16 protein-coding genes are annotated in these 14,119 nt (G+C 63.9%); 10 read left to right on the top strand and 6 right to left on the bottom strand.

The features are described 5' to 3' along the window. The first annotated feature begins 114 nt into the window (after nucleotides 1–114). Nucleotides 115–888 (top strand): diphthine synthase, encoded by a 774-nt coding sequence (dph5, locus tag EP007_RS11495; protein ID WP_128477790.1) that lies wholly within the window; start codon nucleotides 115–117, stop codon nucleotides 886–888. A 14-nt stretch (nucleotides 889–902) separates the two neighbouring features. On the opposite strand, the gene artA is transcribed toward dph5, so the two are convergent. From artA to EP007_RS11470, 5 genes are all read right to left on the bottom strand, one after another. After that, on the bottom strand, nucleotides 903–1,829 hold the full coding sequence (gene artA / locus EP007_RS11490; protein WP_128477789.1) for an archaeosortase A: 927 nt from the start codon (nucleotides 1,827–1,829) through the stop codon (nucleotides 903–905). Between the two features lie 183 nt (nucleotides 1,830–2,012). Beyond that, complete coding sequence (locus tag EP007_RS11485) at nucleotides 2,013–4,136, bottom strand: DUF7827 domain-containing protein (protein WP_166035556.1); 2,124 nt, start codon at nucleotides 4,134–4,136, stop codon at nucleotides 2,013–2,015. A gap of 357 nt (nucleotides 4,137–4,493) precedes the next feature. Beyond that, on the bottom strand, nucleotides 4,494–5,255 hold the full coding sequence (locus tag EP007_RS11480; protein ID WP_128477787.1) for a VOC family protein: 762 nt from the start codon (nucleotides 5,253–5,255) through the stop codon (nucleotides 4,494–4,496). Between the two features lie 84 nt (nucleotides 5,256–5,339). Beyond that, nucleotides 5,340–5,771 carry a TIGR04206 family protein gene (locus EP007_RS11475; protein WP_128477786.1) on the bottom strand — a complete coding sequence of 144 codons (432 nt, stop codon included), beginning with the start codon at nucleotides 5,769–5,771 and terminating at the stop codon, nucleotides 5,340–5,342. Continuing rightward, nucleotides 5,771–6,880 (bottom strand): OBG GTPase family GTP-binding protein, encoded by a 1,110-nt coding sequence (locus tag EP007_RS11470; protein ID WP_128477785.1) that lies wholly within the window; start codon nucleotides 6,878–6,880, stop codon nucleotides 5,771–5,773. The genes EP007_RS11475 and EP007_RS11470 overlap by 1 nt, the downstream gene beginning before the upstream one ends. A gap of 137 nt (nucleotides 6,881–7,017) precedes the next feature. On the opposite strand from EP007_RS11470, the gene EP007_RS11465 reads away from it, so the two are divergent. After that, the gene (locus tag EP007_RS11465) at nucleotides 7,018–7,506 is read left to right on the top strand and encodes a 50S ribosomal protein L11 (protein WP_128477784.1); all 489 of its coding nucleotides are present in this window, start codon (nucleotides 7,018–7,020) and stop codon (nucleotides 7,504–7,506) included. Nucleotides 7,507–7,668: 162 nt separating this feature from the next. On the opposite strand, the gene EP007_RS11460 is transcribed toward EP007_RS11465, so the two are convergent. Continuing rightward, entirely contained in the window at nucleotides 7,669–8,055 is a 387-nt protein-coding gene (locus tag EP007_RS11460) for a DUF7344 domain-containing protein (protein WP_128477783.1), read from the bottom strand. A 188-nt stretch (nucleotides 8,056–8,243) separates the two neighbouring features. Here EP007_RS11460 and coaBC point away from each other — a divergent pair, with 188 nt between their 5' ends. The 8 genes from coaBC (at nucleotide 8,244) to EP007_RS11420 (ending at nucleotide 14,118) form a co-directional block, all read left to right on the top strand. Continuing rightward, nucleotides 8,244–9,401: a bifunctional phosphopantothenoylcysteine decarboxylase/phosphopantothenate--cysteine ligase CoaBC gene (coaBC, locus tag EP007_RS11455; protein WP_128477782.1), complete on the top strand. Its 1,158-nt coding sequence runs from the start codon at nucleotides 8,244–8,246 to the stop codon at nucleotides 9,399–9,401. Nucleotides 9,402–9,589: 188 nt separating this feature from the next. Further along, nucleotides 9,590–10,636, top strand: coding sequence for a monovalent cation/H+ antiporter subunit E (locus tag EP007_RS11450; protein ID WP_128477781.1), 1,047 nt, complete (start codon nucleotides 9,590–9,592; stop codon nucleotides 10,634–10,636). After that, a complete protein-coding gene (locus EP007_RS11445) occupies nucleotides 10,633–10,908 on the top strand; it encodes a cation:proton antiporter (protein ID WP_128477780.1) in 276 nt (91 codons plus the stop codon). The genes EP007_RS11450 and EP007_RS11445 overlap by 4 nt, the downstream gene beginning before the upstream one ends. Next, a complete protein-coding gene (gene mnhG, locus EP007_RS11440; RefSeq protein WP_128477779.1) occupies nucleotides 10,905–11,222 on the top strand; it encodes a monovalent cation/H(+) antiporter subunit G in 318 nt (105 codons plus the stop codon). The genes EP007_RS11445 and mnhG overlap by 4 nt, the downstream gene beginning before the upstream one ends. Then, nucleotides 11,219–11,752: a DUF4040 domain-containing protein gene (locus tag EP007_RS11435; RefSeq protein WP_128477778.1), complete on the top strand. Its 534-nt coding sequence runs from the start codon at nucleotides 11,219–11,221 to the stop codon at nucleotides 11,750–11,752. Before mnhG ends, EP007_RS11435 begins: the two co-directional genes overlap by 4 nt. Beyond that, nucleotides 11,749–12,231, top strand: a complete 483-nt coding sequence (locus EP007_RS11430; RefSeq protein WP_128477777.1) for an MnhB domain-containing protein — start codon at nucleotides 11,749–11,751, stop codon at nucleotides 12,229–12,231. Before EP007_RS11435 ends, EP007_RS11430 begins: the two co-directional genes overlap by 4 nt. After that, entirely contained in the window at nucleotides 12,228–12,584 is a 357-nt protein-coding gene (locus EP007_RS11425) for a cation:proton antiporter subunit C (protein ID WP_128477776.1), read from the top strand. Before EP007_RS11430 ends, EP007_RS11425 begins: the two co-directional genes overlap by 4 nt. Continuing rightward, the gene (locus EP007_RS11420; protein ID WP_128477775.1) at nucleotides 12,577–14,118 is read left to right on the top strand and encodes a monovalent cation/H+ antiporter subunit D family protein; all 1,542 of its coding nucleotides are present in this window, start codon (nucleotides 12,577–12,579) and stop codon (nucleotides 14,116–14,118) included. Before EP007_RS11425 ends, EP007_RS11420 begins: the two co-directional genes overlap by 8 nt. The last annotated feature ends 1 nt before the right edge of the window (nucleotide 14,119 follow it).

The raw sequence follows: 14,119 nt of genomic DNA, 5'->3' as shown, positions 1-14,119 counted from the left end.
TCACATCATACCTCATTTTTACCTAAATGTCCGGGGGCCGAGCGCCGGACGAGGATCGCTCCTCGCTCGCCCCGACTCGAAAGCCTATAGCAACCGGGAGCACCTACGTCCGGTATGCTCACATTCGTCGGTCTCGGTCTCTACGACGAGCGCTCAGTAACCGTCGAGGGCCGCGACGCGATACGCGACGCCGACCGCGTCTTCGCCGAGTTCTACACCAGCAAACTCCTCGGGGCGACCATCGAGGACCTCGAACACTACCACGACACCGACATCGAGGTCCGGGACCGCGCGGGCGTCGAGCAGGACCCCGAAGCTATTCTTCGTGCGGGTGCCGACGGCGACGCGGTCTTTCTCACGGCGGGCGACACCATGATTTCGACCACGCACGTTGACCTCCGCCTCCGGGCCGAGGAGCGGGGCGTCGATACTCGCGTCGTCCACGCGCCGACCGCCGAATCCGCCGCCAGCGGCCTGACTGGTCTCCAGAACTACCGGTTCGGCAAAGCGACGACGCTCCCCTTCGACTACGCCCACGGTGCCGAGGGCGTCCCCGCGAGCGTCACCGACGCTATCGACGAGAACCGCGAGCGGGGTCTCCACACGCTGGTCTATCTCGATATCAAAGCCCGTAACGACGAGTACATGACCGCCGACCACGCCGCCGACCTGCTCGTCGAGGAGTATCCCGACCTACTGGCGGTCGTGGTCGCGCGCGCCGGAAGTCCGGACCCGCTCGTGACTGCCGACCGCCTCTCGGAACTCGCAAAACGAGATTTCGGCGACCCGCTCCACCTGCTCGTGGTGCCGGGCGACCTCCATCACATCGAGACCGACGCGCTCCGCGAACTCGCCGGTGCTCCGCCGGAACTGGTCGAAGTCGAATAAAAACAGCCCGCTTCTTACTCGCCCTTGCCGTCAGTGGCGATGGACCGCTCGGTGCCGACGGCCTCGTGGAGGTCGTACTCGTCGCCGGTCACGATGTAGAGCACGTCCTCACCGACGGTCAGCAGTTCGGGCACCTCGCGCGCGACCGCCCACGCGATGCCCACGAGCGCGACCACCGAGAGACCCTGGGCGAGCACGCGGTCGGAGATGAAGTACGACACCATGTTCGGGTTTTCATAGCCGATCAGCGCCATCGTCGGATCGACGAATATCTGGAGCCACTGCTGGCTGAACGCCAGCGCGATGAAGACCACACGGGCGAGATTCAGCGCCCAAATGACCGGGATTGCGACGGCGAAGGCCCGCAATTTTCGCCGGAGCGGTGCCCGCACCGCGGCGATGAGGCCGCCGAAGATGGCCATGCTCCCGATTCCGGTACACGCGAGCAGGACCCGAATCGTGAACTCGCCGTCCTCGGGCGTGTCGAAGAAGTATGCACCCCGAATCGACCCTTCGCGCTGGAGGACCTCGAACTCGTAACCCAGCGCCTGCATCACGAACTCGCCCTGCCACGTCACCGTCTCGATGAGCCACTCCTTGCCCGGCGGAAACATGGTGAACGGCATGTAGATGAGACCCATGAACGCGACGGCCCGCGAGAGCAAAAAGAGCGTTTCCCGACCCTGCAAGAGCAGGTAGGCCGCGTAGAGACACGCGGGGAGCGCGACGAGACTCAGCGCGCCCTCGATGAAACTCTTCTGCTCGAACGCGAAGTGCGGGAAGAGGACGAGCCAGAAGACGCCGAAGACGGCCCACGCCGCCGACCCGAGGTAGCGCGCCCGGCCGCGTCCGCGGTCGCCGTCGTACCAGTCGAGCGCGGCCGCCGCGGCGAAGAGGCCAACCGCGAGCCACGCGAGTCCGTCTGTCAACGCGGAGGTCACTGTTACCCGTGTGAAAGCGGCCCCCGAATAAAGAGTTGACGGCTCAGGCCGTCTCGGGTATGGATTGATTACGAGTACGGAAACGAGTCGTTTCTTCGTACGACGACGCCATCGCTGTCGAGTCGAGTACGCGAAAAATGGAAACCGCGAAAACCGGGAAGCCCGGTGGTTAGTTAGCTACGCTTAGTTGCTGCGGCGGAGAGCCAGCAGCGCGGCAGCGACGAGTGCGACGAGAGCCACACTGACACCGAAGCCGGGGATGCTACCGTCACTCGACGTAGTGGTTTCGGTAGGCTCCTCGGTGGTCTCCTCGCTGGATTCATCGGTGGTGGTCTCCTCGGTGGAGTCCGCAGTGGTGGTCTCAGTCGTCGTGGTCTCGGTCGCGTTGTCCGATTCCGTGGTCGTCTCCTCGACGACGTTCTCGACGATCTGTCCGTCAACCTCGTCACTCGCGTCGTTGGACGAAGCGGAGACGGTCAGTTCCGTTCCGACCTCGGTATCACTGAAGTCGAACGGAGCGGTGAACTCGCCGTTCTCGTCGACAGTGGCCGTCGCGGTCTGAACGAACTGGTCGGACTGAACCTGCACGGTGAACTCGCTACCAGCGGCGATGCTGGTCTCACCGGTGATGTTCGTCTCACCAGCCTCGACTTCGAGCACGTCGCTCTCGTTCAGGTTGCTGAATTCGAGGGTGCGCTCCTCGACGCTGAAGTTCGTGCTAGCGGTCTGAGTGTTCTTCGTGAGAGGACTACGCTCGTGGAGCTTGAACTCAGCCATGTAGTCGTCGCCAGCCTCGATACCGTGGCTGTCGTCGGTGTTGATGAGAGCGTAGAACGTGTTGTTCGCACCGTCGAAGTAGACCTCTTCCGCAGTCGAGCCGTTGAAGCTGTTACCGTCAGCGTTTGCGCCAGCGTTCGTCTGAGTGAAGTTCAGCGCGTAGTACGAACCACCGTTCGCCCACGTGTTGCCACCGCTGGACGAAAGCGTGGTGTTGTTGAGTTGAGCCTTGTCGGTGAGATTTCCGTAGAGACCCGAGGCCTCGACCTGAACAACTGCGATGTCGTTCAGAGCCGTCGAGTCATCTTCGGAGACGCCTTCAAGGAGACTACTAACGTCGTCGGGGTAGTTCGACGCACTGGGGTGGGTCCACGCCTTCACGTTGTCGACCGATCCCGCACTCAGGACGAGTTGCGTCACGTCCTGTGCATCAGTACCGACACCGGTCGTCATCTCGTAGGTACCCGAGCCGGAGGCACCAGCCGCGATGGGGTTGTCGATTCCACCGGGACCGAGGTTGCTACCGGAGAAGACGCCCTGATTGTACTCAGCGTTCTTGTTACTCCAGTTGTAGACGTTGTCCTCGTCCTGAGCTTCGAGGAACGCCGTCGGGTCGTCGGCACCCGCAGTGTGGTAGGTGTTGAAGTCGACAGTCACCTGACCGTCGCTGTCGTTGTCAGCAACGGTGAAGTTTGCCTTCCAGTTAACTGCGTCGCCACCAATGGAGACGTTTGCAGTCTTACTGTTAGTGAGGTTGACAGTGAACGTTGCAATGTCACCACGCTCCTGCGAGAGAGCGCTGCTACTGGCGAACGACGACGAGGCGTCACCGCCTTTCGTGACGTTGATGCTTGCCTCGGCCGTCGCGCTAGTGTCGTTGACCTCGAAGTTGAAGGTGTAATTGCCAGCTTCCTGATCAACGAAGTCCGTGTCAAGCGAATCTCGGGAGAAGCTGTTGAATGCGACACCGTCTTCGGTCTTCTTATCGGCGTCGAGAACCTCGTTGAGTTCGCTCGAGGAAAGACCGTCAGCGGTGACGGTCATGTCGTAACCTGCTCTGGCCGAGTCGATGGTGATCGAGGTCGACGAGTCGAACTTGTTGTCGACCGAATCGTCATCGAAGGACGCGGACAGGTCCTGCGAAGCGACCGAGAACGTGTGAATCGGCGTATCACTCTGTGCAATCTGGAGGCGATACTTGCCGTCCAGGTTGTTCGTTCCGAACTGAACGTCGCCCGTCCCGTTCGTGACGAACTCCTTAATGAACTCGCCGTCCTCGGAATTGTCCGAGGAGTCGACGACGATTTCGAGCTTCAGCTCGTCTGCAGTTGCACCTTGATCATTCTGAACGTTGTTCACGTACAGCGTCTGTCCCTGCCAGTAGCGCTCGCCGTTTGCGACCTCCGTACCGGCGTCGCTTCCGTAATTCGCGGCGGCCGTGCCAGCGAAGGCTGCGGTGCCAGCGAATACGGACATCACGAGCATCGCAGACAGGAAGACACTGCGAAGTTTGTTAGTTGTTGTTGTCATGTTTGGTTTGTTTATTCGGTCGGCGACAGCATCTTTCCGCTGCCCGTCGGAGTCCGGCACCGCACCGGGCATGGGCAACCTGTACTCGCTACTGCCACCATGGGTAGGGGTACGCATGAAAAGTTAAGCCCTGATTATAAGTGCTTTGTGGTGTCGAATGGAATTCGCCAATCGTTCTCACGGCCTCGGACGCCGGTTCTGGGCGGTTCAGCAACGCGGGATTACTCCGACGCTCCGAGAGCGATTTATAAAGAAACGCGACGTTTCCACCGTTCGGGGCACACAGAGCGGCCTGCTGTTTAGTTTTACTCGGAGAGAATTAGTCAGAAAGTCATTGATTGTCGCTCGTCGTTCGCGCTACTCGTCGCGTTCCAGAACTTCGATCTCGTGACCGTCCGGGTCCTTCGTGAAGGCGTAGCGGTTGTCACAGGACTCGGGGTCGCGGTAGTCCTCGGCGTCGCGCTCCATCAGCGTCGCCCAGTCGTCCTGCAGGTCCTCGGCGCGGACGGCGAGGTGGCCCCACGCGTCTCCGAGGTCGTACGTGCGCCCATCGTAGTTGTAAGTAAGTTCGACGGCCATCGCCTCGTCGGCCGCGCCCTCCGGTTTCATGAAGTAGTTGGCGAAGGTGTCGGACTCCCAGCGGCCGGTGTGTTCGTACTCCAGTTTTCGGGTGTACCACCCGAGCGCCTCGTCGGCGTCCTCGACGCGAATCATGGTGTGGTCGAGGCTCCAGCGCGCGCCGTGGTCGCGCTCGACGATTTCGACCTCGTGGCCGTCGGGGTCTTTTACGAAGGCGTACGAACCGCCACAGGAGTCGGGGTCGCGGTAGTCCTCGACGCCCTCGTCCATCAGTTGCTCGTAGGCGTCGTACACGTCCTCGACGCGAACCGCGATGTGTCCCCAGCCGTCGCCCATCTCGTAGGTCCGGTCGTCGTGGTTGTAGGTGAGTTCGAGGACCGCGCCCTCCTCGTGGACGTTCTCGGGACCGAGGTAGACGTTGGTGAAGGTGTCGGCCTCCCAGCGACCCTTCTCCTCGTAGTCGAGGTGGTCTCGGTACCAGTCGAGCGTCTCCTCTAAGTCCTCTACGCGCATCATCACATGGTCGAGCGTGGCGTTCATGACGGTTCGAACGTGGCGGTTCCGGAGCGAAAAGGGTACCGTTCGCGGAAACATCGGGGTCGTGCGTGTGCGCGTGAGAAAGAATTAGCGCCACAGCGCGGTCCGAAGGTCCGGCCAGTGGAACCACCACGTCGCCGCCCAGAGCAGGAGTGACCCGACCGGCACCGCCAGCGGACCCGGCCCTCGGAGACCGAGCGTGAACCGTAACACGCTGAGGCCCGCCAGCGCCAGCAGACCGCCCGTCACGCGCCGGTCTTCGAAGTCGAGCGCAACCTGTCCGAGTACAGCATTACCGACCGCAAGGAGGTAGAGGAGGACCGCAATCGGCCACGCGAGCAGTCGGTTCGGGAGGCCGCGGGTGTAGACCAGCAGGTAGTCGGGAAGCGTCGTGACGTGAATGGGGTCAAGCGTCGCCAGCCCCCACGCGAAGACCAATTCGCCGGAAGTGAGAACGGTCCACGGGAGCGCGGCGAGCGCGAGCAGTGCGAGCGGTCGCCGCGCGTCTCGGTCGGCCATCACTTCCGGACGACGAGTCGAAGCACGTCCTCGTCTGCGAGTTCGTGTTCCGTGCCGACCTGTTGCTCGTCGTGTTGGGCGCTCGGCCCGCTGACGCGGGCGAACCGGAAGCGGTCTTCGAGTTCCCCGCCGAGTTTCCGGGCGGCGTCGCCGACAGTCGAACCCTTCTTCATCACTAGCGGTTCCTCTTTGTCAACCCCCCGACCGGGCTTGTCCATGTAGATGCGCATGAGGCCCAACTCCTCCCAGATGGTCTGTTTGAGCGAGTCGAGACCCTTCTCCTTGTGGGCGGAGATAAAGATGGCCTCCTCGGGTTCGATGTCGTGGTCCCGCAGTTGCTCGTTGACCGTCTCGACGTAGTCCGGTTCGATGAGGTCAACCTTGTTGACCGAGACGATGGAGGGGATGTACTCGCGGTTGTCCATCACGCCGTCAACGAGTCGATCAACGTCCAGTTGTTCGCGGATGGTCACGTCGGCGTTGACGTAGCCGTACTCCCGGAGGACTTCCTTGACCACATCCTTCGAGAGGTCAAGGTCAACGCTCGACGTGACGCGAATGCCGCCCTTGCCCTTCTTCGAGATTTTGACGCTCGGCGGCTCTTGGTCGAGTCGAATCTTGTTCTCGTAGAGTTCCTTTTGCAGGCGCTCGTACTGGTCGATTTCGAAGACCGAGAGGACGAACACCACGAGGTCGGCCGCGCGCACGACCGACAGGACCTCTTGGCCGCCGCCGCGTCCGTGGGCCGCGCCCTCGATGAGTCCCGGCACGTCGAGTAGTTGGATGTTCGCGCCGTTGTACTGCAACATGCCGGGGTTGACGTTGAGCGTCGTGAACTCGTAGTCGCCGACCTCGCTCTCGGCGGCGGTCAGAGAGTTCAGCAGCGTCGATTTGCCGACGCTAGGGAATCCGACGAACGCGACGGTCGCGTCGCCGTGCTTCTCGACGTGGTATCCTTCGCCGCCACCGGCGGAGGACTGGTTTTCGAGTTTCTCCTTTTTCTCCGCGAGTTTGGCCTTGAGCCGTCCGATGTGGCTCTCCGTGGACTTGTTGTACGGCGTCTCGGCAATTTCCTCGCGGAGGTTCTCGATTTCTTCCTCCAGTCCCATTAGCAGTGTCTCGGCCGTGCGCGCCGAAAAACCCTTTCTTTCTTGGCAGTCCCCCGTCGTCACGGCGTCGGGAGACCGCGCCTCGCCGACGACTGACTTAGCAAGTCTTAAAACCGCTCCGGAGTGTTCGTTTAGGTATGGCTGAGACGATAGAAGTACTCGTCCCCGGCGGGCAGGCGGACCCCGGTCCACCTCTCGGTCCCGAACTGGGACCGACGCCGGTCAACGTACAGGAGGTCGTCAACGAGATTAACGACCAGACGGAGGCTTTCGACGGTACGGAAGTCCCCGTTACCATCACAGTCGAAGACGACGGTGGCTTCGAGATCGAGGTGGGCGTCCCGCCGACGGCGGCGCTCATCAAGGACGAAGCAGGGTTCGACACCGGTAGCGGTGAACCTCAGAAGGACTTCGTCGCGGACCTCTCCATCGACCAAGTCCGAACCATCGCCGAGCAGAAGTCTCCCGACCTGCTCGCGTACGACACCAAGAACGCCGCGAAGGAGATCGTCGGCACCTGCGCCTCGCTCGGCGTCACCATCGAGGGCGACGACGCCCGCGAGTTCAAGCAGAAGGTTGACGCTGGCGACTACGACGACGTGCTTCTCGGCGAAGCCGAAGCGTAGACCGCACCGTTACTTCCTGCTTCCCGCGTTTGGATAGCCGTCAGGCTGGTTACTGGCGAGACGACTGCGCTCCCGGTAGCGACCGCTCGCTCTCGGCGACAAAGAAGACGGAGACCCCGACAGTCGTGCGGCCAGCGGCGGTCGGCCGTTCGGCGTTCGAGGTCAGGTTTCGAGGGCGCGGAAGTCGGCGGTGCGGGCGACCCGGACCAGTTCCGGTTCGCGCTCGCGGGTCCGCTCCAGTAGCGGTTCGAGGTCGGGCGTGGCTCCGATGGGTGCGACGACGCCCCGCTGGCGGTCGTACTCGACGGCACCCGCGTCCGCCAGTTTCGGGAGATGAGCGTGGACGAGCGACGTTTCGACGCTCGCCGGGTCAATCGACTCGTCGCGGCCGTCGGACTGCCACGCCGCGATGCGCCGGGCGAGTTCGGAGACGGACGTTCGGCCGTTTCGATTCACCGTGTAGAGAACCCCCCTGCGTCGGGCGTCCCGGAGGAGGTCGAAAGCGGCGCTTACGTCGCGGATGGTCTCGGTTCCGGGTTGCTCCGTCATACGTGACTACCGTAGCGCCGGGGGTACATTAACCGGGAAGTCGGTTGCGTCGGTTGTACCCGGTCTGTCCCGACCGTTGCATCTGTTTCAATTTGGCTGCCGTAGTTTTAATATTCTTTTCCGAGGGCCGGTCTCGCGGCGATGCTAACCCGTACTCCTTTAACCTATCAGGAACCGAACGTCGGGTAATGCTTGCGGGAGTCAACGTCGCGCTCGGGGTGACCGGTAGCATCGCGGCGGTGAAGGTAGTCGAGTTGGCACACGAACTCCGCCGTCGCGGCGCGTCGGTCCGGGCGGTGATGACGGACAGCGCGCAGGGTATCGTCCACCCGTGGGCGGTCGAGTTCGCCACCGAGAACCCGGTCGTCACCGAGATTACCGGGGAGGTCGAACACGTCGAGTTGTGCGGCCGCGAGGGGTGGGCCGACGTGCTCCTCGTCGCGCCCGCGACGGCGAACACGGTCGGCAAGATGGCGGGAGCCATCGACGACTCGCCCGTGACCACCTGTGCGACCACCGCGCTCGGAGCGGACGTACCCGTCGTCGTCGCGCCAGCGATGCACGAACCGATGTACGACCATCCGGGCGTCTTGGACGCCATCGACCGCGTTGAGTCGTGGGGCGTCGAGTTCGTCGATCCGCGAATCGAGGAGGGGAAGGCAAAAATTGCGACCGAGGACGCCATCGCGCTCGACGTGGCGCGCGCCACCTCGCCCGACCGTTTCGCGGGCGCGAACGTCGTCGTCACCAGCGGCGCGACCAGCGAGTCCATCGACCCGGTGCGCGTGCTGACGAACCGCTCCTCGGGCAAGACCGGCCGGGCGGTCGCGCGCGCCTGTTACGCGCTCGGCGCGGACGTGACCCTCGTGCATCAGGGCGACGACGTGCCCTACGCCGAAGTCGCGCGGGTCGAGACCGCCGCGGAGATGACCGACGAGGTAGTGGACCGCGTACAGCGCGGGACCGCGGACGCGCTCGTCTCGGCCGCGGCCATCTCCGACTACACAGTCGAGACCGCCAACGAGAAGATTCGTTCGGGGAAAGACCTCTCGCTCGACCTGACGCCGACCCCGAAACTCATCGACGCGGTGCGGGAGGCAGGCGACCTGCCCATCGTCGGGTTCAAGGCCGAGACTTCGGGCGACGACGAGGCGATGATCGGCGCGGCCCGCGAGACGCTCCGCCGGGCGGCCCTCTCGTTCGTCGTCGCCAACGACGCCAGCGTGATGGGAGACGACCTGACTCGGACGCTGTTCGTCCGCGAGAACAGCGCGCGCGAGTACGAGGGGACGAAAAACGAGTTGGGACGGGAGGTCGCCAAGCAGTTGGCCGACGAACTGCCATGACCGCCGCCGTCTCCCGGCCCGAGGGCGGTCCGAACGTCGGATTTTCTGGTCGCGGGCGACGCCGACTGCCCGGAAACCGAAGCAATCTTTATACACTGGCCACCCTTTTCAGGTAGGAATCTCACGATGGTCGGCCACCTACCGGTGTATCGCCGTTCCGAGAGAGTCAGTTCGAGCGATCCACTCCAATGACAGGAAACCGAATCCTCGTCCCGGTTCGAGAGTCGGTCACGCTCCGCAATACGGTAGCACATGCTGCCGAGAGTGCTATCGAATCGGAATCGGATTCTACTCCGACTATCCATTTCGTCTATCCGCTCTCCGAGCGGGTTACGGTCGGCGACCTGCCGGACGAGGCGACCGAACTTCTCGACAGAGTCGAAGCGTGGGTCCGAGAGGACCTCGACGAGTACGCCGAGACGGTTGACGTGCAAACGGCGTTCGTCGCGCGTGAAGAGTATCTGTTCAATCCGGGCGACTACGCCGCCGTGCTGTCCCGGTACGCCAGACGAAACGACATCGACACGGTGTTGCTCGACCCGGAGTTCAACCCATCGGGCATGACGCCGCTGTTACCGCCGCTCGAAACCGAACTCGAACGCGTCGGTCTCGCGGCCGAAATCGCGCCCGTCGAGCGCCCGACCCGACGGTTCCCCATCGTTCGGCGCGCGGGACTGGGCCAGTTCGCGGTGCTGTTCGGGTGGGCCTACGCGTTCTACCTCCTCATCGGTGGGACGCTCTCGACGTTCGACTTGGCGACGGGCGCGATTAGCGGTGTCATCGTCGCCACGCTCCTGTGGCGCATCTCGCTGAGCGGGTTCGCCAACGTCCCGCGGTTGGCGGGTCGCCTCGGCAGGATGGCGCTGTACGCGCCCTTCCTGCTGTGGGAAATTGCGAAGGCCAACTTCCAGATAGCGTACGTCGTCCTCCATCCGGACCTCCCCATCGACCCTGAGGTCGTGGAGTTCGACGCCGCGGTGTGGGCCGAACTCCCGGTGACGACGCTGGCTAACAGCATCACGCTCACGCCGGGGACGCTCACCGTGGACGTGACCCGACGCCACTTTACGGTTCACGCACTAACCACCGATTCACGCGACGACCTGCTCGGCGGCGCGTTAGAGCGGGCAGTCCGGTTCGTCTTCTACGGGCGGTCGGCGGCCCGCATCCCGAGTCCTGCCGAGCGAGGCGACGACACGAACGAAACCGAGCCGACGGAGAGTGAGAATACGTGAGCTTTATCAGTAGTACGTTGTTGACGGCGGCCGGAGCGTTCGTCCTCATCTCGCTAACGATAGTGTACCGACTCGTCCGGGGACCGACGATGCAGGACCGCGTCATCGCGGTCAACGTCATCGGTTCGAACATCGTCATCACCATCGCGCTCGTGGCGGCCGCCACCGGTGAGAAGTCGGCGCTGGACATCGCAATCGTCTACGCGCTGTTGAACTTCCTGATGAGCATCGCCATCTCGAAGTTCACGGTCGAGCGAGGTGGTGTGCTGTGACGCCCCGCGAAATACTGATTGCCCTGCTGGCGGCCGGAGGCGTCTTCTTCGCCTTCGTGGCCGCAGTCGGCATCCTCCGACTTCCCGACCTCTACACCCGGTCGCACAGCGCCTCGAAGAGCGACACTCTCGCGGCCGGACTCGCGCTGGGTGCCGTGGCGCTGACGTTCGGGTCGGACCTCTCGACGGTCAAGGCCGTACTGTTGTTGTTGTTCATGTTCATCACGAATCCGACCGCCGCCCACGCTATCGCGCGGGCGGCCGCGGAAGAAGGTATCGAGCCGTGGACCCGCGACGAGGAGGTGGACGAATGAGCGGCATCGAGTTCGCGCTGTTGGCGTTCATCTTCGCCTGCGCGCTGGCCACCGCAGTCCTGCGCGACGTACTCGGCTCCATCATCGCGTTCGCCGCCTACAGCCTCGGCATCGCGGTCATCTGGGTCATCTTGCAGGCACCCGACGTGGGACTCACCGAGGCCGCGGTCGGCGCGGGTGTGACGACCGTCCTCTTCCTGTTGACCATCGCCAAGACCGTCCGACCGGCGGGCGAGCGCACGTTCGAGAAACTCGACCTCCCGGCACTGGGCGTCTCGCTCGCGCTGATAGGCGTGCTGGCGACGACGCTGGGCGCGCTCCCGCCGGTCGGCGGCGCGGAGACGCCGGTCGCCACCTCGGACGTGACTGGCTACTACCTCGAACACGCCTACAAGGAGGCCGGAGTGAAAAACGCCGTCACCGCGGTCCTCGCGGCTTACCGCGGGTTCGACACGCTCGGCGAGGCGGTCGTGGTCTACTCCGCTGGCGTCGGGATTCTTGTCGTCCTGAAAAAGGAGGTGTTCGCATGAGCGACACTCGCGCGAACGGCGACCTCAACGGGACCGACGAGGAGGTCAAACCCTACGTCGAGAGTCCCATCATCATGGCGACCGTCAGAGTCGTCGCGCCGTTCGTCTTCACCTTCGGCCTGTTCATCATGTTCCACGGCGCGAACTCCTCGGGCGGCGGGTTCCAAGGCGGCGTCATCGTTGGCACGGTCATCCTGATGCTCGGCATCGCCTTCGGCATCGAACCGACCCGCGAGTGGGTGAACCCCTCGACCATCGTGGCGATGATCGGTCTCGGGACGCTCGCGTTCGTGTCGGTCGGTATGGCGACGGTCGGACTCGGCGGCGCGTTCCTCGACTACCCCGCGTTCGGCATCCACCACGCGAGCAAGTACGGCATCGAACTGGTCGAGTTGCTCATCGGCGTCATCGTCGCGGGCATCATCACCGGCCTGTTCTTCGCCATCGCGGCCGGGATGCAGGGAGGTGAGTCGGCGTGATAGACGTACTTACGACGCGATACTACTACCTCGCCACGTTCCTACTGCTGGGCGTCGGCACGTACATGATGATTGGCAATCGCAACATCGTCAAGAAGGTCATCGGCGTCAACATCTTCCAGACGGGAATCTTCCTGTTCTTCATCGCGGCCGCGTACCTCGACGGCGCGAACCCGGCGGTGTTGACGACCGACGCACCGCACGTCAGCCCGCTCCCGCACGTCCTCATCCTGACCGCCATCGTGGTCGGGGTGAGCCTCACCGCGGTCGCGCTTGGACTCGTCGTGCGCATCTACGACGAGTACGGAACACTCGACGCGGACGTTCTCTGGGAGGTGCGAAACGATGAGTGACCTCGTTCCGTTCGCGGTCGCCGTCCCGATAGTCGGGTCGGTTCTCGCGCTGCTCGCGGGATTGGCCCGCTCGAAGACCGGGTGGCCGGTCGCCGTCGTCGCGTCGGCGGTCCACGTCGGGGTCGCTGGCGAACTCGCCCGCCGCGCGTTCTTCGAGGGGACCGTCAGATACGTCGTCGGCAACTTTGAGGTCCCCTACGGTATCGAACTCGTGGTGGACGGCCTGTCGGCGACGATACTCGTCCTCGTCGCGGTCGTCTCGCTCGGCGTCCTCGGCTACGCCCGCGTGGCGGGACCGCGCTCGAACGCCTTCTACGCGGCCTACATGCTGTTGGTCACGGGGCTAACCGGACTGAGCATCACGGGCGACCTGTTCAACATGTACGTCTTCCTCGAAATCACGGGACTGGCGGCGTACGTGTTGGTCGCCAGCGGCGAGGGCGGTCGGTCAGCAGTCGCGGCGCTCCGGTATCTGCTCGTCGGCACCGTCGGCGCGTCGCTGTTCCTGTTGGGTCTCGGCTACGCGTACGTCGCCACCGGGACGCTCAACATGGCACACCTCGCCGAACTGCTCGCCGAGGTCGGCCACACGACGACGCTGGTGCGGGCCGCGTTCGCCTTCATCGTCGTCGGCCTGCTCATCAAAATCGCGGTGTTCCCGCTTCATACGTGGCAACCCGAGGCCTACGCGTCCTCGCCGGACTCGGTCAGCGGGTTCATCTCGGCGCTAGTCTCGACGGTCTCGGCCTACGCGCTCGTCCGCGTGGTCTACACCGTCTTCACCCCCGAGTTCCTCGCGGCGAACCCGCTCGCGCAAGACCTGCTCGCGGCGGCGGCCGCGGTGAGCATCGTCGCCGGGAGCGTCTTTGCAGTCGCCCAGACGGAGGTCAAGCGAATGCTGGCCTACTCGTCGGTGGCCCAGTTCGGACTGGTGCTGGCGGGTATCTCGCTCGTCAACGAGATGGCGATGGTGGGCGCGCTCGTCCACCTCGTCGGCCACGCGATTATGAAGGGCGGCCTGTTCCTCACGGCCGGACTGGTCGCCACCGAGACGGGCGCACGAACGGTCGATGACTACGAGGGACTCGCCGACCGGGTCCCCCTTGGTGCGACCGTGTTCGGTCTCTTGGCGATGGCGATGGTCGGGATTCCGCCCGCCGTCGGGTTCGTCGGCAAGTGGTACATCGCGCTCGGCGCGGTCGAGACCGGGTCGTGGGTGCTGACCGCGGTCATCGTGGGAAGCACCCTGCTGACGCTGGCGTACTTCGCCCGGTTGGTCGAACGGATGTTCTTCCGCGAGGCCCCGGTCGCTCCCGAGGAGACCGGGGCGACCGCCGACGAGGCGGACATCGCCGCGGACGGTGCGGACGTGCCCGCCGCCGACGGCGGAGACCGGCCGTCCACCCCGGAGACTGTCTCGTTCGGGATGTACGCCGTCGTCGTCGCGGCCGCGGTGCTGGCGCTGGCGCTCGGCGCGGCCGTCTTCGAGTACGCACAGTACCTCCAACCGACCGTAACAAGTCTCCTCTCCTGAA

The organism is Halorussus pelagicus (assembly GCF_004087835.1).
In the GTDB taxonomy this organism is placed as follows: Archaea; Halobacteriota; Halobacteria; order Halobacteriales; family Haladaptataceae; genus Halorussus; species Halorussus pelagicus.
The sequence above is the reverse complement of the archived record's forward strand: the minus strand, read 5'-3'. Positions and strand labels throughout refer to the sequence as shown.